Below are 23,284 nucleotides of genomic sequence, written 5' to 3' on the forward strand. Positions count from 1 at the left end.
CTACATGAAAAACCTGCTCCATTTCCTACTGCCGTTTGTCTTTTTGTTTTCCTGCCAAATCTCAAAAGCGCAGGGGATAAAAGATCATTTTGAAAATGATTTTTACATCGGAGCGGCTCTCAATATGCGGCAGGTCAATGGGTCAGAAAAGGGGGCAGACTCTTTGCTTCTGCTACATTTCAGTTCGATCACCTCAGAAAATGGGCTCAAGTGGGGGCCGGTTCACCCAAAAGAGGGGGAGTACCGCTTTGATTTTGGGGATGCCTTTGTGGAAATGGGTGAAAATATGGATGCTTTTATTGTAGGCCATACTTTGGTGTGGCATCAGCAGACTCCGGATTGGGTTTTTAAAGACAGTGAGGGGAAGTTTTTGGACAGGGAAAATCTCCTGAATCGCATGGAGAACCATATTTCTACCTTGGTAGGAAGGTATAAAGGACGGATTGATGCCTGGGATGTGGTCAATGAGGCTTTTGAAGACGATGGCCGATGGAGAAAAACCCATTGGTATAATCTAATCGGGGAGGACTATATCGAGCGAGCCTTTCGCAAGGCTTATGAAATCGATCCGGAAGCTCAGCTAATTTACAACGATTACAATGTCTGGAAACCGGAAAAGAGAAAAGCCATTTTGGATATGGCCAAGACATTGAAAGCCAAAGGTGTTCGAATTGACGGGATCGGCATGCAGGGTCATTATCGGTTGAATTTTCCCAGTTTGGATCTAATCGAGCAGGCCATTTTGGATATTCACGAGGCCGGTTTTGAGGTCCATATCACCGAGTTGGATGTGGATGTGCTCCCGAGGCCCTCGGATGTGGAGGGGGCAGATTTGTCCATCAATTTTGCCGAGTCCGAAGAATGGAATCCCTACAAGGGAGGAATTTCTCACCAAGTGGAGCAGGAATTGGTCGCGCGATACACCTCTTTGTTTGCTTTGTTTAAAAAGCACGGAGATAAAATCTCGAGGGTTACTTTTTGGGGATTGCATGATGGCAGCAGCTGGCTCAACAACTGGCCTGTGCGAGGCAGGACAAATTATCCCTTGCTATTTGATCGGGAGAAGGGCTTGAAAAAGGGATTTATTGAGGATTAAGGGGGGCTTGAGAATTTACTGAGTTTAATTCTCTGTTTTGGGATTAAAACAGCTTCCCCAAAATCCGGGTTTAGGCTTTATGAAACCAATAAATAGATTTTCACTTTTCCTTTCTCTAGGGTTATGGGCAATTTCCTGTTCAGGCCAATCCTCTGTCAAGAACGGAAATAATGAGGGAGTCTACTCCTATAAAAACGCCAGCTTTGATGGGATTGGAAAAGTGTATATGGGGAGAGAAATATCCTTTGTGATGGGTTTTGAGGGCATGTCCTGGCTGGAACGATCCAGTAGGGAAAAGGAAGAGAATGTTTCCAAAGCCATTGATAACTTACCCGTTCAGGCCAACAGTGTGGTTGCCGATATAGGCGCTGGTTCCGGGTATTTTACTTTTCGGATAGCTCCAAGAGTGCCGGAAGGGAAGGTGTATGCAGTGGAGATTCAGGATGCAGCCATTCAATACCTGACCACCAAAAGCAAGGAATTGGGATTTCCCCAAGTGGAACCGATCATGGGAACAGAAACCTCGCCCAACCTTCCTGAAAACACTGTGGATGTAGCCTTGTTGGTCGATGTCTACCACGAGCTGGAGTATCCAGTAGAGATGCTTGCCGGGATCAGAAATGCACTAAAGCCAAAGGGAAAACTGATCTTGATCGAGTACCGGGGAGAAGATGACTGGATTCCCATCAAGCCCCTTCACAAAATGACGGTAAACCAGGCAAAAAAGGAACTGGAAGCCAATGGATTTAAATTAGTCCAAAATGGGAAATTCCTCAGCATCCAGCATTTTTTGGTTTTTGAGCGGGTGGATTAGGATTTTTCCAGTGCCAGACTTGAATTGAATCGTTGGATTTCTCCATTCATCACGCGAAACCAAAGCGGAGGAATTAAGGCTAAAAGCATCATTCCGGGATAGCCGGTGGGCATTTGGGGACTCTCTTCGTGGTGCCTGAGAACTTGATATTTTCGACTTGCGATGTAGTGGTGGTCCGAATGTCGGGACAGCTCGAGTAATATCATTCGGCCTATGGGATGGTTGGAATTCCAAGAGTGAATGGGCAAAGTCCTTTCATAGTGCCCGTTTTTCTTTTCCCTCCGCAGACCATAATGCTCGATGTAGTTGACCGTTTCCAAAAGCAGAATTCCTACCAGGGCTCCCAGTCCAAAGAAGAGAAGAGTTTCCCAACCAAAAGCAAACCAAATAGCGCCCAACAAGACTAATTGAATGAGTTGAAATCTCAGCATTTCATTCTTCAGTGACCAAAAAGAGATTGATTTTTTAGCCAGCCTTTCTTTTTCCAACTTCCAGGCAGACAAGTAGCTACCGGTGATGGTCCTAACAAAAAAAGTATAGACATTTTCTCCCAACCGACTGGATGCAGGGTCCTCATCGGTGGCTACATTCCTGTGATGTCCCCGATTGTGCTCAATGAAAAAATGCATGTAGAGCGTAGTCAGCAGGAGCATTTTACTCATCAACTGCTCGTACCATGTGGACCTATGACCCAGTTCATGTGCGGCATTGATGCCTAAGACCCCGCAGGACATCCCGTAAGCTAAGGCCATTCCGATTTTGGTGGAAATAGAAAGGCCTTCCTGACTGATCTGAAAAAGGAAATAGGCCAGAATCGCATACTGAACCGGCACCAAGAAATAGAGAATCCAATCGTAGGCCCGGTCCTTTTTGACCAATTCTTCCTCCAAAGCTTCGAGATTTTTGCTGGAAGAACGGGTAAAAAGCTCAACCAAAGGAATCAGGCCGAATACAAAAATCAAGGCAGAATAAGACCAGGCATTGGCCGACCAAAGGGAGAAAGCCACCACCAAAGGGATGATGTAGACAAGGAGGTATTTGGCAGCACGGAGATTCATGGAGCCTAATTTAGCTAAACCAATCAAAAAAGAAATGGGCTGTCTCAAAAGTAGAGTTTGTCACATTGAGTACTTGAGAGACGAGAGGCTCGAGATCGAAATGTGTTCCAGATAACTGGAAACGGCCTTCGATTCCGCTCAGGTTGACAACTAAACGTGTTATGATACAGCTCCTTTAGATTTTTTGATCGGATTGCTTTATTCTTCCTCTTCGGCTACGATATCCATGGCATTCTCGGCCCAGGCTACTATCTCTTTTACCTGTTCGGTATTTAACTTGGCTCCGGGATGAATTACCGTGTAGATTTCCATGGGCATTTCTCCTTCACCGACCTCGATGGAAATATCATCGAGTTTTTTCAGCTTTTCCATCATGTCATACTCCGCCCAAAGAGAAAAGTTGAGCTCATCCCTTCCTTCTCTTACATCCTTGGCTACCAGCCAGGAGAAAGGAGCCACATGGGAATACCAAGGGTAGGCAGTTTCATTACTGTGACAATCGTAGCAGGTGTATTTGAGTATCTGATGCATGCCATCATCCAATAATCCGCTGACAAAAATGTCCCCGGGATTTGTGCTTTGCACTTCTGGAAGATCATTGGGAATCAGCTGGATTGCTCCCAAAATGAGAATCAAACCGCCCAAGAGATAGGTTCTGGCCTTCATCTTATTTCTTTTTTCCCTGACTCCAAGACATCAAAGTGGCTACCTCCTCATCGGTTAGTTTTTTGTCCGGATTGTTTTCCAGAAAACGGGCAGGGGGCATATCACCAGCCTCGAGGGTCTCTGTGATTTTGCCCATCGTGGCCAAGGCTTTGGACTTTTTAGCAGCTTCTAGAGCATCCCAATCCAGCTTGGCTTTTCCTTTTTCATTTTTGGAGTCGGCATTGTGGCAGCCATAGCATTTATTTTGTACGATTGCCTTTACTTCGGATGGCAGAGCTGGAGCTTCAGGGTGTAGAGAAATCAAGGTGTCAGCCTCAGGTTTTGGATTTGCCTGAAGAAAGAGCAGAGCCGTCACAGCCAATGCGGGGATAAAGGATAGTTTTTTCATAGGTGCTTTAGGAAGTTTTTTGTTTGTTTTTGAGTCTAATAAATATACAAAATTGGATTAGATGGTATTTTTGCCAAATAATAATTCGGAAGAGCACTAGATCAATACATGTTTTTTTGGGTACCAATCGTCAAATTTTATAGACCAATCCATCAACTCAAGACTCCCATCATGATGAAATTCGTTCGAAAGAAGAGGGCTTTGGTCAAAAGAAAAGATTAAACATCGGCTTTTCTCTTTGAAAATCGCTTAGGTTCTACCCTTTGCATGGAATAGGTTTTTCATCAAAACAAAACCATGAGTTAACATTGAATTCACAGCGTTTGGGGAGTTTTGAGAATGAACAGGAAAAAGACATGGATTTTATTGATTTTCAGCTGTATGTTTGGGTCTTGGGCAAAAGGTCAAGATTCCAAAGCTAGTCTGGACCTGAGTCAGGCAGAACGCTTCCTATCCAACAATCCCGAAGAAGCCTACCGTCAAATTACCGCATGGGAAAGAGAGCAATCTGATCTCTCAGGTATAGCGTATGGGAAAGGCTTGATGGTCAAAGGCAAGCTGCTCTATCAGTTGGGCCTTTATGAGGAAGCATTGGGACCTTTGTACGAAGCGGAAGTCCTATTTAGGAAAAATGAGTGTTCGCAGTGCATTGCTTCAAGCCATAACCTCTTGGGCAAGCTCTACTACAAGATCAAAAGTCCTGAAGAAGCCCTACAAAGACACGAGGCTGCGCTGGAAATCTACGAAAGCCTAGTGGAACATCGGGGAATCTCAGAGACCAAAGCCTATATTGGGGCGATGCATGAGAAGATGGGGAACTATTCGCTTGCATTGGAGTACCAAAACCAAGCTTTTGAGGGATACCGAAAAGGAGGAACGCCCGGGGAATTGGCCTTTGTTATGGAAAATATCGGAAGCATCTATGAGGACCGGGAAATGTATGATTCAGCCTACCGATACTTTCGATTATCCTACCAATATAATCTGCTAGTCGGTGACAGCACCTCTCTAATCGGCAACTTGAACAATCTCGGAGATGTATTCCGGAAATCGGGAAAGCTGGATTCAGCTGTTTGGTTTTCATCCCAGGCTTTGGAACTGAGTCAAAGGCAAAACAACAATTATCAACTCCGCAGTGCTTTGGTAGATTTGGCCAAAGTAAGTGCATTGGCAGGAAGGTATGAGGAGGGGTTTTCGTATTTGGAGGAGGCTCGCCAGGTCAGCGAACAGTTGTTTTCTGAAGAAACAGCCCGCCAATTGGCCCTTAAAGAAGCTCAATACGAGGTAAATCAAAAAATTGCCCAAATCAACCATCTCAAAGAGGTGAGCCATTCAGAATCAAGAATCAGGTGGTTGCTGATCTTCACTATCCTTACCTTGATTTCTCTCACCTGGACCATATTCAATCGGCAAAAGCTCAAACTTAAAAACGGAAAAGAACTCCTTAGCCGTCAAAACGAACTCTTGGAAATCAAGGAGCGCCTGATAGCCACGGAAAAAGAAAACATCAATCTGCTGGAAGCTAGAATGGCAGCAGAAGTAGAGGCCCAATCCAAGGCAGTGACTGCTCAGACCCTCCATGTCCTGGAAAAAAATCAAATGCTGATGAGCATACAGGATCGATTGAAGAAAGTCCTCGAGGAGGATCCCAAAGACCAGAAAAAGAAAATCCGAAACCTGATCAAGCAGATTGATTATAATTTCTCTCAGGATACTGACTGGGAGGAGTTCAAATCAAGTTTCGAAAAAGTGCATCAGGATTTTTTCAAAAAACTCAATGAGAATGGGCAAGAACTCACTCCTGGCGAACTGAAGCTTGCCAGCTTGATGCGGATGAATCTCAATTCAAAAGAAATAGCGTCTACACTTGGGATCTCTCAGGACAGCCTCAGAATATCCCGTTACAGACTTCGGAAAAAACTCAATCTGGAAAAAGGAACCAGCCTCCAGCAATTCCTGCTTTGTATATGATTCACGATTTGTTAATCTCTTTTTAACACGGTAAAAAGTATTGAAAATCAATAGGTTGAGTTTTGTTTTTTACTTTTTGTAGAAGTTTTGTTAACGGTGGTTTTCAGCCTTGTTGCTCAATTGATAACATGGAAAACTAGTCTGGTGATTGGGCTTGGGCTAATCTTGCAATGAGATTTTAACCAGCCAATTATGCGTAAAAAAATTACCCCGCTTTATTTTCTTTTGGGCCTTGCAGCCTTAGCCTGCCAATCTCCTCAAACGGATAAAGAAGAGTCCAAAACAGATTCTCTGACTACGCTCCAACCCGTTTATATCACCGATCCCGTCCTGTACGATTCGGACGATCCTGCCATTTGGATCAATCCCAACGATCCTTCGCAAAGTTTAATTGTGGGGACAGACAAGGATTCCATCGGGGCCTTGTACGTCTATGACCTCAGAGGGAAAATTATTGATTCGCTAGTCAGAAGGGACATCCTCCGGCCCAACAACGTGGACATTGGATACCGCCTTTCCTTAGGATCGGATACCGTGGATTTTGCAGTTACCGGAGAGCGACTCACCTCAAGACTGCGTTTTTTCACCCTTCCAGAGATGAGGGAACTGCGAGCTCCGGGTATTGAAATTTTTAAAGGAGAGACCGGCCCGGAATATCGGGACCTGATGGGAGTGGCAGTATATACCAGTCCCAAAAGCGGAAAAACGTACATCATTGCCGGCAGAAAAAACGGACCAACTGATGGTTCTTATTTATGGCAGTACGAAGTAGTATCTGCCCAGGGAGTACTTGATCTTCAGCTGGTCAGGCAGTTTGGACAGTATTCCGGAAAAAATGAAATCGAAGCCATTGCCGTAGATGCAGAGTTGGGCTATATCTACTACTCCGATGAAGGGGTAGGAATCAGAAAATATCATGCAGAGCCGGAAATGGGCAATGAAGAGCTGGCGCTCTTTGGCATAGAGGGATTCAAAGAGGATCACGAGGGGATTTCCATTTACAAAACTTCAGAAATAGAAGGCTACATCCTGATTTCGGATCAGCAGGCCAATCTTTTCCGGGTTTTTCCCAGACAAGGTACGCCTGAAGGACCTCATAATCACCCCTTGATCACAGCCATACCGGTAAGCACCCAATCCAGCGACGGGTCTGAGGTCACCTCAGTGGCTTTGGGAGCAGATTTCCCCAGAGGACTTTTTATAGCCATGTCTGACGACAAAACTTTCCAGATCTACCGATGGGAGGACCTGGAGCAGGTCATCCTTCAACCCCAATCCAAGTAATTTCTAATCCATTTCTATATGAAAAAGTATCTAGTATTCACGCTTGTTTTCTTGCTCTTCGGCTCAGCTGCGGCATGGGCTCAGGGAGTTCTCAAAGGAAAAGTAATCGATGGAGATAAGCTCTCACTTCCGGGAGCAAATATAGTCCTGGAAGGGACCTCCATAGGGACCATCACCAATCAAAAGGGGGATTTTGCCCTGACAAACCTGGAATCCGGGATCTACCAAGTTCAGGTTTCCTACTTGGGCTACGAATCCCTCACCCAAGAAGTAACGATCAAAGACGGGGAGACGGCCGTTTTGAATTTCACCATGAACCAAGCCACTTTGGAAAGTGCGGAATTTGTGGTCTTTGGGGATAGGCTAAAAGGACAGGCCAAGGCCCTGAATCAGCAGAAAAACAATCCCAACATTACCAACATCGTGTCTTCTGATCAAATCGGACGATTTCCCGATGCCAATATCGGAGATGCATTGAAGCGGATTCCCGGGATTACTATGCAAAATGATCAGGGCGAGGCCAGAAATATCATTATCCGTGGCTTGGCACCCCAGCTGAATTCAGTGACCCTAAACGGGGAAAGAATTCCCTCAGCAGAAGGAGACAACCGGAATATCCAAATGGATTTGATTCCCTCGGACATGATTCAAACCATAGAAGTAAACAAAGCTGTCCTTCCCAATATGGATGCAGACGCGATTGGAGGATCTGTCAATCTGGTTACCCGACAGACTCCAAACGGACTCCGGGTATCCGGTACAGCAGCTTCCGGGGTCAATCTTCTTACAGATAAACCCATCTGGACCGGGGCTTTCATTTTGGGTGACCGGTTTGCCAAGGATAAGCTTGGTGTCGTCTTGTCCGCCTCCTACAATAACCACACCTTCGGATCAGACAATGTGGAGGCAGTTTGGTATGATTCTGATGAAGGTGCTGTTTTGGAAGAATTTGATATCCGAAAATACTTGGTTCAGCGAGTAAGAAGGTCGGTCAACTTGGCCTTTGACTATCAGATTAACGCCAATCACAACCTATTTCTTTCCGGGATGTACAATCATAGGGATGACTGGGAAAATCGATTTAGGATGAGAGTGGGCAGACTTGACGACTCTTTTGACGACGGGGAATTCACTGAAGTGTCTCCGGGTAGGTATCAGACGTTCGGAAGGGTAGAATTTCAGACCAAAGGTGGACTGGACAACGACCGAATCAAGGCTACCCGATTGGAAGATCAACGGGTTTACAATGCCACATTGGGTGGAGATCACTTGTTCAACAGGCTGAAAATGGACTGGAATGTGACCTATGCCAAAGCATCCGAGGAGCGGCCCAATGAGCGCTACATTTCCTACAGATCTTCAGGGCAGAATGTGACGGTAGACGTATCCAATCCAGAGCAGCCTTTGGCTATTCTGTCCAATCCTTCAGACAATCTGGCTATTGGATTTAATGGGATTTCAGAGCAGTATAGCTACACTTTTGATCAGGATTTGAACGCCCGCCTGGATTTTAAGCTTCCATATTCCAACAAGGGGATTCTCCAGTTTGGTCTTCGATACCGGGGCAAGGATAAGGAGAGAGCCAATAATTTCTTCGAGTATGAACCCGTGGATGAAGATGCTTTTGGAGCCACCCTTGGAGCCGTGCCCAATAGAAATTATTCCGATCCCAATTACCTGGCAGGTTCACAATATGCCGTAGGGACATTTGCTACTCCGGAATTTCTCGGCGGACTGGATTTGAGAAATGGGGGGCTATTTGAAGAGTCTGACCTTCCGGAAGAATATGCCCCGGGTAATTATGTGGCTACTGAGCGAATTTCTGGAGCATATGTGATGGCTGACCACCAGTTTTCGGAAAAGTTCTCGGCTATTGCAGGGTTGAGACTAGAGCACACGGCCATTGACTACACCGGAAATATCTTTGATATTGACAATGAAGAAATCTCCTCTACCTCTGGAGATCAAAGCTACACCAACCTGATGCCAGGTGTTCACTTCAAGTATGATCCCAACTCAAATACCGTACTGAGATTTGCCTGGACCAATACCCTTGCAAGACCCAATTACTTCGATTTGGTCCCTTATGCGGCTTTCAGTATTGAAGATCAAGAACTGGAACGTGGAAATCCCAACCTGAAGCCTTCCACATCGATGAATTTCGACCTGATGGCTGAGCGCTACTATGACAATGTGGGTTTGTTTTCCTTCGGAGGATTCTACAAGGATATAGACAGTTTTGTCTATACCATCACCACTCAAGGGTTTGATGATCCGGTTTTTGGAAGTGACCTGCAGTATTCCCGACCCGAAAATGGCGGTACGGCTACTGTTTACGGCTTGGAAGCCTCATTTCAACGACAGTTTTTGAAAAACTTCGGGATCTACCTCAACTATACCTATACTGCCTCCTCTACCGAAGGAATCGAAGGTCGGGAAGGAGAAGACCTGGAGCTCCCCGGCACAGCAGGCAATATGTTTAATGCTTCCCTTTCTTATGAAAACAAGCGACTAGTAGTGAGAGTCTCGCTCAACTATGCCTCTGACTATCTGGACGAGCTGGGAGGAGAGGGTTTCGAGGATCGATACTATGATCAGCAGACCTTTCTGGATGTAAATGCCTCCTATGCCTTTACTCCAAAGTGGCGTTTCTTTGTGGAAGGCAACAACCTTACCAATCAGCCTCTACGCTACTATCAGGGTATTCAGGCCCGAACCATGCAGGCCGAATATTACAATGCCCGATTTAATTTCGGATTGAAATTTGACTTATTTAATTAACCCCAATCCTTGGGGCCTTTCAACTGTCCTTTCCGAATGGAGAGGACAGTTTTTTTTTGAATTAAGGGGTTTATGGACTTCATCGGATTTCCCTATCTTGGATTTTTAAACCCTTTCTTTGATCCTATGGCCTCCAACAAAACCACCTTTCAGTTTATCAGCGAACCCGGAGATGTAAACTTTGGGGGAAAAGTCCATGGAGGCACCGTGATGAAATGGATCGATCAGGCGGCCTATACCTGTGCCAGAAACTGGGCCGAGAGTTACTGCGTCACGGTCTACGTAGGAGGAATCCGTTTTTACAAGCCCATTGGAATCGGGGAGGTCATAAAGATCGATTCACAGGTCATATACACGGGCAGCTCCAGTATTCACATCATGGTGGAGGTCTATTCCAGAAGTTTTGAGCAAAAGAAATTCGAAAAAAAGACGCACTGCATCATCATTTTTGTCTCGGTTGATGAAAACGGAAATCCAAAAAAGGTCAAGCCATGGGTCCCAAAAACCGATCAGGAAAAGAAATTGGAAGAATACGCCCTCAAACTCAAAACACTTCGGGAGGAAATTCACGAAGAGATGCGTCCTTTTTTTAACGAATGATTATCTCAATTCCCGTTTTACCTTCTCCAAAAACAAGCCCTCCACATAAAACTGCCAATCCCTGAAGTTGAGAGCCTGATTGGCCAAATGCACATGGTGATCCTGATCTAAGGTATAATCTTCCGGTTTGTTGAGTTGGCGGGTTTTGCCATAGACTTCCTCTACATTGGCTAGCAGGGTAGCCCACTCTGCTTCCATTTCCTTTAATTTGGAAAGGGCGACATCCCGCTTTTCTCCACTGGGTTCATCCAATTCCGCCAAAGTCAGGATAGCACGATTGGAAAATTGAACCACCTGAGCTACCTGCTCATAGACTTCCAGTTGATAGGTGTTTCTTACTGCCGACTTTTTGGCTTGACTGATTTGCTTTAGAATGGTATCTACTTTTTCCAGATTGGTTTGGGCCAATTGAATTTTGCTTTGGATGATTTCAGACCAATTTCCGGCCGAATCCAAATCAGGAAAAGGAATCACAGCCTCCTCGATAGGATTTTCCAGTTTTCTAAGGCGATTTCTGTCCCGGCCCTTATCCAGAAGCATATTTTTCCATTCGGCCACAGGTCCTTCCAAAGCATTGATGAATTCGTGCTCAGCCGAGGCCAATGCGGGTCCGAAAGCCCGCTGACGATAGGCTTGGTGTAATTGGTCCGAACTTCGTTTTTCACCCGCCCAAGTGTATTCTGCAAAGATGGCAATTCCTCTTTGGTACAATTCGAAATGAGGTGAATCATCATCCCAAAGGGTAAGGAGAAGGCCATCTGCTTTGTTTCGGATGGAAATCAGCGCAAAATCACGGATGTTATTCGTGTTACTTTGATCTTGGGGCATCAGGTTCCAGCGGGTTTGTCCGGCTGTGGCACCCATTACTTTTAGTCCATTGTCGGTAAACCATTGAATTGCCCGATTATTTCCTGGAGACTCCGGCATATCGTAGTTCCAGCGCATGTAGATGCAGTTTTTCGGAAATAATTCAATGTACCTGTTTAGCTTGGATTCATTGGCTGACCAGATACTATCCACTTGGGCTTGGGTCAACTTTCGGTCATAAATGGAGCGGTAGACTTCCGCGTTTTTCAAAGGCATATCGTCCCAGAAAATAGGAGTTAATCCTTTATTCGAAGCGTATTCGCTTACCCGGTTTAGCCAGATGAGTTGGAGTTCCAGCGGGGATTTTCCTGAATTTCTCCCCGTGGTATGCACCTCATCTCCGCCCACATGCAGGTAATTGGCATGAGGAAAAGCTTTCAAAGCGTCTTCGTACAGGTCAAACTGGACCCGGTAAGTATCTTCATTCAGCGGATTGAAAGCCCAATCACTCTCCGGATCATCACGAAGCGGGATGTATTCCGGATGCTTTAGGATAAAGGATGCATGACCCAAGCCCTGAACCAAAGGGCTGATGCGGATATGTCTGGCTAAGGCATAATCACTCAATTCTTTCCACTCCGCTATCGTAAGGGCATCCGAAGAACCCACTTTGGGTTGCAGTTCATATTTGAGTTTGTCCTCGATCTCCACGATGACTGCATTGATTTTTTGCGCGGCCAATCGATCCATCAATTCGAAATAGTATTCCTTTTTCTCCAAATGGTGCTTTACATCCAGATGAACGGCACGGTAATCCAAAGCGGGTTCGTCTTTGATTTTCACCAAAGGCAAATCCGCATTCTGATCTCGGGCATCCTCGATTAGTTGTCCTAGAGTCATAAGGCCATACCAAAGTCCTGCATCACTGGGTGCCTCAATCAAGATTTCCTTAGCTGTGATTTCAAGCAGATACCCTTCTTCCTTCAGGCCGGAATCCAAGGTGTATTTGAACGAAATCATTTCTATCCCTTCCAAATCATCCTGCTCAATCATTGCTGTTTTTGCCTGATCAAAAGATGCTTTGACTTCTACCAAGTCCAAGGAAGACTGTCCTGAGATGGTGATTTCCTTTGGACTTGGAAGGAGTTCAAATTGAGCTGGTTTTTTTTCCGGAGAGCTACAGGCATTCAGGGTCATTCCAAGTAAACCGATCAGAAAATAGATGGACAGTTTTTTCATGGTTTTGAGATTTCCTTTACCAAATGAGGAATGCAAATCAAGTTGGTGTTTTCTTTTTTTGGAATTGAAAATGGTTTGCTCAGTCCAGACTCATTTCAATTGAAAAAGCCAGATTTGGGCTATTTCTTGACCAAAAATTGATTCACATCCAACCAATGCATAAAGGCATCAAACCAGCGGTTGCTGGTGCGGTTGGGGTTGCCGAGTCCGAAGCCGTGACCTCCGTTTTGGTATAGATGAAACTCAACCGGCCTGCCTGCTTTGTACCAAGATTCGATGATCCCAGCTTGGCCATTGTAGAGGAAATCATCCGTGGCAATCACGTTGAACATTGGTGGTGCATCGGCAGGCACTTCTACCGGACCCATTCCTCCATAGATCGGGCCGATAAAGGCCAGTTTCATCGTTTTGGAATTCAAGGTGGCATGCATAGTCAATCCAGCTCCAGCCGAAAATCCAATCATCCCAATTCGGTTGATGTCCACTCCCCATTCCTGAGCCCGATTTATGATCATGGCGTAGGCGGCTTCGGCATCTTCCAATTGATTGGAGAGGTCGCGCTGTGGAGGTCGGGGTGCAGGAGTGGCTGATCCTGATCCTCCGGAAGCGGGTGGTGCAGGGGGGGTAGGTCTAGGCCGATTCATCCAAGCTGAGAAGTCCTCGAGAGATGGAGGGGTAGGGTTGAGTCGGTATTTCAATACAAAGGCTGCAATTCCTTGTTTGGCGAGCGCTTCGGCAACTTCCCAGCCTTCATTTCCCATGGATAGCCAGCTGAATCCGCCTCCCGGTGCCACGATCACTGCAGTACCGTTTGCTTTTCCGGGTTCGGGGAGGAAAGGAGTCAAAGTCGCCGTGGAGATATTCCGAGCCATGGGATCGCCCCATTGGCGGAACCAGGTTTCGGGAGCAGGTTGGTTTTCTACTCCGCCTGTGCCGAGAAGGATGGCATTGGGTTCTGCGGGATTTTCGAGTGGGTAGATGGTGCCGTCTTGGGCGAAAACTTGACTGGAAACTACCAGCGTAAAGGCGATAAAGCCTGATTTGATCAGTTTGTGCATAGGTTTAGGTTTTTTGGGTTTGAATGGAGTAAGATATTGGTTTTGTGGGGAAAAGTCAGGGTGTTTTTTGATTTTGGGGATTTGAAATGAAGGGTTTTTCCAAAATGCAAAAGGAGAAAATGCTTTTTGGAGAAAGCAAAAAATGGTTAGGGTGAATTAGTTTTTGGTTTGAATTGAAGAAATTCTCCCTCAATCACCATCAACCCAAAATCATTTGATTTTCGCTAAAATCACTTTGGCCTGATCCGAAATCTCAGAGTTGTCTTCTGAGGCAATGCTCAAATGGGTTTTTGCTTCCTGGAGTTTGTTTAGTTTCAGGTATCCCAAAGCCATATACCAAGCCGATGACTTGAATAGCTGGGATTCCTCAGGTATTCTGTCTAGGATAGGAATAGCCTTCTCCGGACGATCCAAAGCCAGCTGACAAAGTCCTATGGAAAACATAACCTCAGCCTCTGTACTTTTTTCTTCCAATTTTTCGAAGATTTGAAGAGCCTCTTCGTAGTTTTCTTTGCGGAAGGCGTCCATTCCCTTTTCAAACTCTTTATGCTCTTCAGAGATTTTCAAGGTCGAAAGATCAAAAGGCTCATAGTAGGCCGAAAATAGTTTTGGGCCCGGAGGAGTGGCCAGGCTATAAATCAGAGAAATTCCCAAAGCCACAATTCCCAAAGCAATCAAAAAAGAAATTGCCCATGATTTGAACCGACCTCGTTTTGTGGGGAGTTGCTTTTTTTTGAATTTTTCCCATTCAGCTTTATGGCTTGGATTTTCTGCAAGAAGCTTTTCAAGAATGATTTTGTCTTCTTGACTTAGCTTTCCCTCCAGATAGTTTTTGAAAAGTTCGTTTTGGTCCATGAAAAAAGTTTGTTCTTACGTTGATTTCAAGTCACTGATCAGTTCTTCCACCTTTTGAAAGGTTTTGTCTCCTAAGGTAATACGGAAGGGATCAACTTGGACTAGAATTTTATCCTGTACAGCTTGAATCCCTGCCTTGCTTAATCCTTTCCTTACCCAATATACCCAATCTTCCGGGCCTGAAATGAAAATATCCTCGAAGGATTCCCGTATTTCCATCCTTCCTCTTTTTGGGCTGAACTGAATTCTTTTGGAAGGTAAAAGTTGATTGATTTCTCCGGAAAGAATCAGATCTTCAGGGCTGCCACTTTGAAGGGGATTTCCGCAGGTCAAGAGCCAAAACCGATCTGCAGTCTCAATGGCGATTTCCAGATCATGCGTCACGACCAAAACGGCCTTTTTTTGCTCAATGGCTATATCCCTCAGTAAGGTCATGATTTCAAATCGGTTGACCAGATCAAGATGGGCTGTGGGCTCATCCAAGATAATCAGGTCTGCATCTTGCGCGATTGCTCTAGCGATCATTGCCTTTTGGCGTTGGCCATCGCTGATTTCGCTGAGTCTTTCATCTTTCAGGTAGGCGATTTTGGTAAGCTCGATGGCTTTTTCCACTACATTCTTATCTTCATCGGTTAGTTTCCCCATCCAGCCGGTATATGGAATTCTACCCAAAGCCACCAGTTCTCTGACCGTCATATTTCCCGGGAAAATGGGTTCTGTCAAGACCACAGCCATCTTTCGGGCTAGGTTTTCCGGGCTGAAACTTGAAATCGGCTTACCTTCCAGCATCAGGGAGCCTTCCCAGGGTTGGATTTGTCCCAAAATTGCCTTGATCAAGGTGGATTTGCCTACTCCATTTGGACCGAGGAGGCAGGTCATTTCTCCAACAAAAAGCTCAAAATCAAGTCGAGATAATACTTCTCGGCGCTTGCCGTTTTTGAGATACCCGAGTTGTAGGTCTTTTCCTTTCAGGATTGGTACATGAGGTCTTGGAGACATGGCTCAAAAGTCTTTGCTGAAGTTTCTTTTCAAAATCAGAGAAATCACCAAGGGAGCACCAACTAGAGAGGTGACCGCATTGATGGGTAAAGTGCTGGCCAAACCTGGTAATTGCCCCACCGCATCACAAAGCAATAGCAAAATCGCTCCCATCAAAGCCGAACCCGGAAACAAAATTCGATGATCCGAACTCTTCCAAACCATCCTTGCCAAATGAGGCACCGCAATACCCAAAAAGGCGATCGGTCCGCAAAATGCGGTGATTCCCCCTGCCAAAATCCCCGTGCTTAGGATCATCACCCAGCGCATTTGTCCGGTTCGGATACCCATGCTTCGGGCGTAGTTTTCTCCCAAAAGCAAAGCATTATAGGACTTGATGGAAAGAAAAACCGGCAAACTCCCTATGGCAATCAGGATCCCCAAAATCGAAACCTGTGTCCATCCTAAAGCACCCAAGCTTCCCATCGACCAAACCGTGTAAAGCTTCAGAGCTTCAGCTCCTGAGAAAAAAGACAAGATCGAAACCACCGCCGAAACCGCACTTCCAAACATCAGTCCGACGATAAGCAAAGTCATGCTGTCCTTTACTCGCCAAGCCACCAAGCTCACTCCTGAAAGCACCAATCCAGCCCCCAAAATCCCTGCAGTCGCAATGGCCCAGGAGTTGATTCCACTCAAGGCAAATCCCAATGCTGATCCGGCCAACATCAATATTGCCACCCCCAATCCAGCCCCGGAACTTATCCCCAAAACAAAGGGTCCGGCAAGTGGATTTCTGAAAAAGGTTTGCATCTGCAAGCCGCTCAAGCTCAGCCCGATTCCGGCAAAAATGGCCACCAGAGCCTTGGGAAGGCGGTAGTTGAGGATAATTTGCTCCCATGACGTTTTTGCCCAATCACCCGAAATCAATCCACTCAGAATCTCTCCGAAGGGAATCCAAACCGATCCCAAGCTCAGATTGAGCAGCAAGCTCAGTCCGAGGAGAAGAATGGAAATCGGGAAGAGATAGGAGCGATGGGACATTTGTTTGGTTTTGAGAGGTTTGTGAAGACTTTGCTGATGGACAGACACGAACCTCTGCGAATATAATAGAGTCAATCCTTTTGAAATCTAGAACCTCAAAAGGATTAAGATGTCGATCTAAAAATCGTAAATTATGATGTGAAACAAAGACTTTATTTAGATACATCAGTTTATGAGGCTATTTCGATGTTGAGTTTTCCTCGCATACCATTCCTTTGTTTGATAGAATAAAAAACCATGAGTTTGTAGGATTATACTCTGAAATCATAATAGAAGAACTTGAAAATGCTCCTGAAAAAGTGAGAAATCTGCAATCCATCTTTAATTCGATTAATTCAGAATTTTTAGTCCTGACTGAGGAAATGATCGACCTGGCGAGAACCTATATTTCAGAGAATGTCGTTGGAAAAACAAGTTTTGCGGATTGTCTTCATATTGCAATCGCTACAGTAAACCACGCTGATTTCTTGGTTAGTTGGAACTTTAAGCATATTGTTAATATTCAAAGAATTAGAGGTTATAATTCAGTAAATGTTAAATTGGGATACAAACAGTTAGAAATAAGGTCGCCAAGAGTTTGGAAAATATGAAAACAGCTGATAAATCATTCAATGCAGTGAAATTCATGCGTCAGGAGCGCGAAAGAATTTCTAAGGAATTGGTCAAACTTACTAATGAGGAGATTTTAGAGCACTTTAGAAAAAAAAGACTCAAAAGAACCCCGAAGTCTTAATTTCTGAATCACATGATTTTTACATTTTTCTATGCTCTTACTCCAACTTCTGATAAAAATATAACTCATACTCCGGCAAAAGTTCCGGATGGAGGATTTTGATCAGGTCTTTGAGAATCAGATCTGGACGGACATAGCCGAGTTCGAAGTATTCCAAGCCTCCCGACGCCCCTATTTTGGCGGTGTAAGTATAGACCTGACCACTTTTCCAAGCCTGAAAGTTTTGATATCGAGGTTCGCTGCTTCCCATGGTTTTCACATCAGGAAAGTCTGCCGAACCAATCCACACTTCGGCTTCCGCTGCCCGATCAAGTACGAATTCATAGTTGAGTTGCAAGCTCCCAGAACCCGTTTGGTCAGAGAATACATAGTCTCCGCCTGCATTTTGGAGGATTTGCGCACCCCAACTTTCGGCGCCCGGTGCGTACCAAATGTCCTGATACATCACCCCGCTAAGGACTTTGGGTTGATTGTCAGCAGTGATTTGAGCGGCTAATTTTTCAGCTTCCTGATAGGCGGTTTTTATTTTCTCAAATTCCGCAACAGCTTCTTCATATTTTCCTAGCAAAATCCCAGTAAACTTGATCCATTCGGCTCTTCCCAATGGATTTTGCTCCACATATTCTCCATTGATCAGGGCTGGTATATTCGCTTGGGCAAAGAGATCCAAGTAGCGCAAATCTTCGCCTAATGTCGAAATCATAATCCAGTCCGGTTGCAGGTCGATGACCATCTCTGGATTGGCCGAAGGTCCATTGCCTAAATCGGTAATTTTTCCTGCATCTATTCGGGCACGGGCAGCAACAGATGAGATCAAATCGGTCTGTGGAAAGCCAATCAATTTATCCGTATCACCCAACATATCGAGGTGAGGAACCTGCGTGGTCGAGGTCAAAATCACCTTGGAAATCGGCAGTTGAACGACGGCATCAAAACCGCTTTTTTCGACTTCGGTGCCTTCTTCCAAAACCAAATACCGGTAGGTTTTTTCCGCACCGATGTAGGCTTGGGTGACATGGATTTCCCAGAAATTTTCCCCTCGAAACAGTTCAAACCCTTTGGCAAACTCCAAGGGAACTAAATTTTTTTCCAGAGCAGTTTCCGATTTCTTTTCGCAGGAAAAAACAAAAAACACCAAACCCAAAAAAAGGAGGTAAGGCGCTGGAAAATAAGATGAAGTAAATTTTGAAAGGGGGCTTTTCATCTCCTTCGATGGGCGAAATTTTTCACCAAGGTAAACGCCATTTTCCCTGCTTTCCAAAATATTTAACATCGGGAAGGTTTTCTTCCGAATAAAAATCGCTTTACTTTGAATTGATTTTGGTTCTCAAACCAACTCTTGATTTTGGGTTGGAGCTTGGGATTAAAAGGGAATCCGGTGCAAAACCGGAGCTGTCCCCGCAACTGTAAGTCTGCCCCTTGGAAACATGGGGAAGTACTTTTGCACCACTTAGCCATTTTCCGCTCCCGAAAGCTATCGGGACGGGAGAGAAGGCCGGCAAAAGTCAGATGAGCCAGGAGACCTGCCTTGATCAGCTGATTCTGTGCTTTCGGAGGAAAAGCGAAGAAGACGTGTCGATTTCTCAGCCGACTTAGTCGGTGGTGAAACCTTTCATTTCTTTCTTAATTTCTCTCAAGGCCGAATCGATTGGACTAAACCTATTCGATCGGATATGACCTTGGTGTTTTTGGTGTTTTCGCTGTTTGGCATGTCTGCCTCACAGGACACGGTGGCTTTGGCTGAGGTGGCGGTGTATGCGCCTGCCTTGGACCGGTTTGCTCAAGGGCAAAAAGTGATTTCCTTCGAAAAAAAGGAGTTGGAGGCTTATTCTGCCCGCTCCTTGGGCGATTTGCTTCAGGAAAAGTCACCTGTTTTTGTCCGTCAATATGGGGCTGGGATGCTGGCTTCTCCTTCCTTCCGCGGGACTTCGGCAGGGCATACGGCCGTTTTTTGGAATGGCCTCCCCATCAATAGCATATCTCTAGGTCAAAGTGACCTTAGCCTTTTGCCTATCCAGGCCATCGATCAGGCAGAGGTCCATTTTGGGAGTTCGGGGGCACTTTTTGGCAATGAGGCCATCGGTGGCAGTGTGCATTTAGGCACCAAGGCTCGATTTGGTCAAGGCTTCAAAGGGCGATTGAGTCAGACATTTGGAAGTTTTGGACTGAGCAATTCTATGATTTCTACTGGGTTTTCTGGAAAAAACTTTAGCTCTCAAACCAAGGTTTATCGACAGTTTGCAGTCAATGATTTTCCTTTCCGAGACCTTTCCAGGCCCGGAACTCCGGAAATCCGAGCTGAAAATGCCCAAACCGAGCAAGTCGGATGGGTGCAGGATTTGGCTTGGAATCTTTCAGAAAAAAGTCAGCTGAAAGCCTCCTTTTGGTGGAATCGCGCTGATCGACAGATTCAGCCGGTGATGGGTTCGGCCACTCAGGACACCCAACAAGATCAAAGTTGGCGTGCTGTACTGGACTATTTCCGTTTTGGGGAAGGGTCGATTTGGAATGTCAAAGCAGGTTGGGTGGCCGACCAACTTACCTTTAACGGAAGCGAAAATCGCACCCGTCAATTCCTATTGGCTACCGACTGGGATATCCAAAAAATTGAAAACTGGACTTTTAAACTCGGCCTAAGAGGGACTTTTGCCAAAGGTGATCTGAGTACCTATTCGGCCACCGACCAGCGACTCGAGTTGTATCAAAGTGCCAAGTGGGAGGCAAGTGATCGACTTTCACTTTCTGCGAATTTCCGTCAGTTGGCCTACCAGGATCAGATTGAACCTTTTCTTCCGGGATTGGGGATGGATTTTTTGATTTTGGAAAAAGCAAACCATCAGTTTTTGCTCAAAGCCTCTGTGGGAAAAGGGTTTAAAGTACCCACGCTGAATGACCGCTTTTGGAATCCGGGAGGAAACCCCGACCTGCTACCCGAGAAAAGTTTGAATGGAGAAATGGGCTTAAACTGGATCAAAAAAGGGGGTTTTTCATGGGAGCAAAGTCTGACTTACTATCGAATGCAGGTGGATAATTGGATTATCTGGCTGCCTCAAGGGAACATTTGGAGTCCGCGGAATATTCGGGAAGTACAAAATCAGGGCTTGGAGTATCAAGGGAAATTAGCCTGGAAATCCGGTCGATGGAACTGGGAAGCCCGAGGAAGTTATGCCTTTTCTAAAGCCCTGGATCTCACCTCCGATGCTCAAAATCCCCAGCAACTTCCCTACACACCCGAGCATCAGGCCAACGGGAGCTTAGAGGCGCAGCGAAGCGGGTTTTCCTTCAATCTTTCCACTTTTTATGTGGGGCCTCGCTCCATCGGCACCGGCAATGCCCGAGTCTTGGATGGCTACCAACTCTGGAATGCGGGGCTTTCTTTTTCCCAGCTCAACTTTAAAAAATTCCAAATCCCGATCAGCTTTCAGGTGCTCAACCTGCTGGATCGGGACTATCAAGTGCTTTACCTCCAGGCCATGCCCGGTCGATCATATCAACTTAACCTAACTCTTTTACTATGAAGTATTTATTTAAAAACCAACTATGGGCCTTGGTCCTGATTGCCTTTCTTTTTTCTTGTGAGAATGGTACCGAGGAGCGTCCTCTTGGGAAGTATGATACTGGAATTCTCCTCATGAATGAAGGTACTTTTGGAGCCAATGACGGGGAGGTGTTTCACTTTGATCCTTCATCAGGGACCCTGACTCCAAACATTTTTGAAGCAGAAAATAACCGGCCTTATGCGGGTTTGCTGGAGGATATGGTCTTGGAAGAAGATCGCCTGTATTTGGTGGCCAATACCGGAAAGGTGGAGATCGTCAATCCTGGAGATTTCAAATCCTCCGGATCTGTGATTGGAGATTTGGATCAGCCAAGATCTTTGGCTACAGCCCGGGGCAAGCTGTTTATCTCAGATTATGGACCTTATGACGCCAGTTTCAATACTCCTGATTCCTATGTGGCGGTGGTTTCCGGTTTGGATGGAGGTCCGGTGAAAAAGAAAATCGAGGTTTCTAACAAGCCTGAGGATTTGTTTGCTTTTGGAAAGTATGTGTTTGTGGCAAGTTCGGAGGAAAGCAAAATCGAAATCATCGATGCGGATACCGAAACGATAACCAAAACGATTGAAGTATCTGGAACCCCAGTTCAGTTTTTTGAACAGCGAGGCGATTTGTGGGTGTATGCATACGATGCTGAAAATGTGTATTTCCAGTCTTTTCACCTGGATAATCTGACCAAGAAGAACTTTCTCCAGCTGGATATTGCCAATGCAACCAGTCGGATTGCATTGGGAGAGGATGACCGGATATACATTTTAACCAGCACGGGATGGCCGGATTACAAAGATGGAATTGCCGTTACTTCGATTTTTGATACGACTTTGATTCCAAGCTGGAAAACGGGAACAGGATTTTATGGAATCGGGTATGATCAAGATCGGGAAGAAATCTATGTAGCCAATTCCAAAGGCTTCCAAGGAAATGGTGAGATGACCATTTATTCAAAGGACGGTTCAGTCGTAAAAACCATGGAAGTGGGAAGAGGACCGTCGGGGATTTTAGTGAGGTAATGGAGTTGGGAAGAATGGAAGATTGGAGGTTAGGAAGTTTGGGAGATTGGAGGTCTGGGAGTAGGGAGTCTCCGTAATCAGTCGCAATAATCAGAATAGGTATGAAATTACTATTGTCCTGACCTGAAAGCTTTTCTGCTACAATCCGCCAGAAAGAAGATTTGAAATAATTGAATTTTTAGGGTAAAAACCTGAGGAAAATTTCAACCAAAAAGAGCTGCCTCATTTGAAGCAGCTCTTTTTTTTATTCTTCCAGCTTTTTGCCCATGGTTTCTTCAAACTTTTCGAAGAGGTGGATGTACTTGTTTTTGATTCTTTCCAAGAAGTCCTTTTGACTATCAAGGGCGTAGACAGGATTGTATTTGATCCGGTCGATGACCAGGTCCAGCCAAGCTTTGCCATCGTCGATAAGTTCGGCGTGAAAAGCCTCAGCTGTGGCATCTCTCGATCCGGAAAACGGACCTTTTCCCATTTTCTGGAAAAATTTTGAGATCACCTTCAAGGCCAACTCATGAGCTACTTCAAACTCAATGATCAATTCCCTGGATTGGGATTCATTCAATTCGATTTTTTTGGCTCGGTCGACATGTATTTTCAAATCCTCCAGGGCAATGGAAAACTGCTCGAGGCATTGTTCGCAGGATTGGGGTAGGGTTTTCATCAGGTTGCAAAGTGTTAACTAGATAAATTTTTGAACCTCCATTTTAAGAGAAGTTAGATGGCTTTTAATGATCTTTCAGATAATTGACTGAACTATCCCATCATACGCATGGATTATTCAGTTTTTAAGTCCGATTATTTTTTCGCTTTCACTGAGTATCAGTTTCGATTCAGAATTTCTAAGTTTTGAAAGGACTTCTCCAATTATTCCTAGTTGCCTTTCTACTGCCGATTGGGTTTTGAAATCCTTCAAATAATCCTCAAATGAGCTTTTTCCCATGAAATTTTTAATGTTTCCAATAGCATTGATTAAGTCAAGCATCCATTTTTTCTCCTTCTCGGTCATAGCAAAGGACTTTGGAATTATGAATCACTTTTTTTAGGATTGGATTTTTTATTGACTGAAGAGTGACCAAATCCACCCTTCGACCTAAGGCGAATTCAATTTAATCCCAAATAGAGAGTAATTTTTCCCCTCGTTTTAAAGGGTCTTTTTCTTCCAAGTCAACTAAGATATCCAAATCGCTTTTGTCGGGATCAAAGTTTTTCGTGACTACAGATCCAAAAAGAAATGCTTTCGAAACTCCGTTTTCGGATAATATTTTCTTGAGTATTGCCAGCTCGTCGAGATTTAAAGCGATCGATTCCATAGTTGAAGATACTCTTTATTGGTTTAAAGTCCTCA

General features: G+C 45.1%; 21 protein-coding genes and 1 riboswitch. Of the genes, 9 read left to right on the plus strand and 12 right to left on the minus strand.

Annotated elements, in window-relative coordinates; genetic code table 11:
* Nucleotides 1-4: 4 nt before the first annotated feature.
* Both AAA942_RS18530 and AAA942_RS18535 read left to right on the plus strand, forming a co-directional pair.
* Nucleotides 5-1,096, plus strand: coding sequence for an endo-1,4-beta-xylanase (locus AAA942_RS18530; protein WP_338221793.1), 1,092 nt, complete (start codon nucleotides 5-7; stop codon nucleotides 1,094-1,096).
* A gap of 79 nt (nucleotides 1,097-1,175) precedes the next feature.
* Entirely contained in the window at nucleotides 1,176-1,910 is a 735-nt protein-coding gene (locus AAA942_RS18535) for a class I SAM-dependent methyltransferase (RefSeq protein ID WP_338221794.1), read from the plus strand.
* Here AAA942_RS18535 and AAA942_RS18540 read toward each other — a convergent pair.
* The 3 genes from AAA942_RS18540 to AAA942_RS18550 form a co-directional block, all read right to left on the minus strand.
* Nucleotides 1,907-2,968 (minus strand): alkane 1-monooxygenase, encoded by a 1,062-nt coding sequence (locus AAA942_RS18540; RefSeq protein WP_338221795.1) that lies wholly within the window; start codon nucleotides 2,966-2,968, stop codon nucleotides 1,907-1,909. The two genes, AAA942_RS18535 and AAA942_RS18540, sit on opposite strands and share 4 nt — an antisense overlap.
* A 198-nt stretch (nucleotides 2,969-3,166) precedes the next feature.
* Nucleotides 3,167-3,634, minus strand: coding sequence for a heme-binding domain-containing protein (locus AAA942_RS18545; RefSeq protein WP_338221796.1), 468 nt, complete (start codon nucleotides 3,632-3,634; stop codon nucleotides 3,167-3,169).
* A gap of 1 nt (nucleotide 3,635) precedes the next feature.
* Nucleotides 3,636-4,022, minus strand: coding sequence for a heme-binding domain-containing protein (locus AAA942_RS18550; protein WP_338221797.1), 387 nt, complete (start codon nucleotides 4,020-4,022; stop codon nucleotides 3,636-3,638).
* A 339-nt stretch (nucleotides 4,023-4,361) separates the two neighbouring features.
* Here AAA942_RS18550 and AAA942_RS18555 point away from each other — a divergent pair, with 339 nt between their 5' ends.
* From AAA942_RS18555 to AAA942_RS18570, 4 genes are all read left to right on the plus strand, one after another.
* A complete protein-coding gene (locus tag AAA942_RS18555) occupies nucleotides 4,362-5,993 on the plus strand; it encodes a tetratricopeptide repeat protein (RefSeq protein WP_338221798.1) in 1,632 nt (543 codons plus the stop codon).
* A 192-nt stretch (nucleotides 5,994-6,185) separates the two neighbouring features.
* Entirely contained in the window at nucleotides 6,186-7,277 is a 1,092-nt protein-coding gene (locus tag AAA942_RS18560) for a phytase (RefSeq protein WP_338221799.1), read from the plus strand.
* An 18-nt stretch (nucleotides 7,278-7,295) separates the two neighbouring features.
* Nucleotides 7,296-10,058 carry a TonB-dependent receptor gene (locus AAA942_RS18565; protein ID WP_338221800.1) on the plus strand — a complete coding sequence of 921 codons (2,763 nt, stop codon included), beginning with the start codon at nucleotides 7,296-7,298 and terminating at the stop codon, nucleotides 10,056-10,058.
* 126 nt (nucleotides 10,059-10,184) lie between these two features.
* Nucleotides 10,185-10,658, plus strand: coding sequence for an acyl-CoA thioesterase (locus tag AAA942_RS18570; protein ID WP_338221801.1), 474 nt, complete (start codon nucleotides 10,185-10,187; stop codon nucleotides 10,656-10,658).
* Here the strand turns inward: AAA942_RS18570 and AAA942_RS18575 are convergent, their stop codons facing one another.
* From AAA942_RS18575 to AAA942_RS18595, 5 genes are all read right to left on the minus strand, one after another.
* Nucleotides 10,659-12,704: a family 20 glycosylhydrolase gene (locus AAA942_RS18575; RefSeq protein ID WP_338221802.1), complete on the minus strand. Its 2,046-nt coding sequence runs from the start codon at nucleotides 12,702-12,704 to the stop codon at nucleotides 10,659-10,661.
* Nucleotides 12,705-12,823: 119 nt separating this feature from the next.
* Complete coding sequence (locus tag AAA942_RS18580; protein ID WP_338221803.1) at nucleotides 12,824-13,762, minus strand: alpha/beta hydrolase; 939 nt, start codon at nucleotides 13,760-13,762, stop codon at nucleotides 12,824-12,826.
* A gap of 210 nt (nucleotides 13,763-13,972) precedes the next feature.
* A complete protein-coding gene (locus tag AAA942_RS18585) occupies nucleotides 13,973-14,617 on the minus strand; it encodes a tetratricopeptide repeat protein (RefSeq protein WP_338221804.1) in 645 nt (214 codons plus the stop codon).
* Nucleotides 14,618-14,632: 15 nt separating this feature from the next.
* On the minus strand, nucleotides 14,633-15,616 hold the full coding sequence (locus AAA942_RS18590; RefSeq protein ID WP_338221805.1) for an ABC transporter ATP-binding protein: 984 nt from the start codon (nucleotides 15,614-15,616) through the stop codon (nucleotides 14,633-14,635).
* Nucleotides 15,617-15,619: 3 nt separating this feature from the next.
* On the minus strand, nucleotides 15,620-16,639 hold the full coding sequence (locus tag AAA942_RS18595; protein ID WP_338221806.1) for an iron ABC transporter permease: 1,020 nt from the start codon (nucleotides 16,637-16,639) through the stop codon (nucleotides 15,620-15,622).
* Between the two features lie 215 nt (nucleotides 16,640-16,854).
* Here AAA942_RS18595 and AAA942_RS18600 point away from each other — a divergent pair, with 215 nt between their 5' ends.
* Nucleotides 16,855-17,229, plus strand: coding sequence for a hypothetical protein (locus AAA942_RS18600; protein ID WP_338221807.1), 375 nt, complete (start codon nucleotides 16,855-16,857; stop codon nucleotides 17,227-17,229).
* A 180-nt stretch (nucleotides 17,230-17,409) separates the two neighbouring features.
* On the opposite strand, the gene AAA942_RS18605 is transcribed toward AAA942_RS18600, so the two are convergent.
* On the minus strand, nucleotides 17,410-18,444 hold the full coding sequence (locus AAA942_RS18605; protein ID WP_338221808.1) for an ABC transporter substrate-binding protein: 1,035 nt from the start codon (nucleotides 18,442-18,444) through the stop codon (nucleotides 17,410-17,412).
* A 232-nt stretch (nucleotides 18,445-18,676) separates the two neighbouring features.
* Nucleotides 18,677-18,917: riboswitch (cobalamin riboswitch) on the plus strand.
* On the opposite strand from AAA942_RS18605, the gene AAA942_RS18610 reads away from it, so the two are divergent.
* Together AAA942_RS18610 and AAA942_RS18615 are read left to right on the plus strand one after the other, a co-directional pair.
* The gene (locus AAA942_RS18610) at nucleotides 18,917-20,890 is read left to right on the plus strand and encodes a TonB-dependent receptor plug domain-containing protein (RefSeq protein ID WP_338221809.1); all 1,974 of its coding nucleotides are present in this window, start codon (nucleotides 18,917-18,919) and stop codon (nucleotides 20,888-20,890) included. It overlaps the preceding riboswitch by 1 nt.
* Nucleotides 20,887-21,939 carry a YncE family protein gene (locus tag AAA942_RS18615; RefSeq protein ID WP_338221810.1) on the plus strand — a complete coding sequence of 351 codons (1,053 nt, stop codon included), beginning with the start codon at nucleotides 20,887-20,889 and terminating at the stop codon, nucleotides 21,937-21,939. Before AAA942_RS18610 ends, AAA942_RS18615 begins: the two co-directional genes overlap by 4 nt.
* Before the next feature lie 244 nt (nucleotides 21,940-22,183).
* Here AAA942_RS18615 and AAA942_RS18620 read toward each other — a convergent pair whose 3' ends face one another.
* From AAA942_RS18620 to AAA942_RS20375, 3 genes are all read right to left on the minus strand, one after another.
* Nucleotides 22,184-22,600: a nucleotidyltransferase substrate binding protein gene (locus tag AAA942_RS18620; protein WP_338221811.1), complete on the minus strand. Its 417-nt coding sequence runs from the start codon at nucleotides 22,598-22,600 to the stop codon at nucleotides 22,184-22,186.
* Between the two features lie 117 nt (nucleotides 22,601-22,717).
* Nucleotides 22,718-22,945 carry a HepT-like ribonuclease domain-containing protein gene (locus tag AAA942_RS18625; protein WP_338221812.1) on the minus strand — a complete coding sequence of 76 codons (228 nt, stop codon included), beginning with the start codon at nucleotides 22,943-22,945 and terminating at the stop codon, nucleotides 22,718-22,720.
* A gap of 100 nt (nucleotides 22,946-23,045) precedes the next feature.
* Entirely contained in the window at nucleotides 23,046-23,249 is a 204-nt protein-coding gene (locus tag AAA942_RS20375) for a nucleotidyltransferase domain-containing protein (RefSeq protein WP_445083356.1), read from the minus strand.
* Between the last annotated feature and the right edge of the window lie 35 nt (nucleotides 23,250-23,284).

Origin of the sequence: Algoriphagus sp. oki45 (genome assembly GCF_036245605.1) — a bacterium.
Taxonomy (GTDB): Bacteria; Bacteroidota; Bacteroidia; order Cytophagales; family Cyclobacteriaceae; genus Algoriphagus.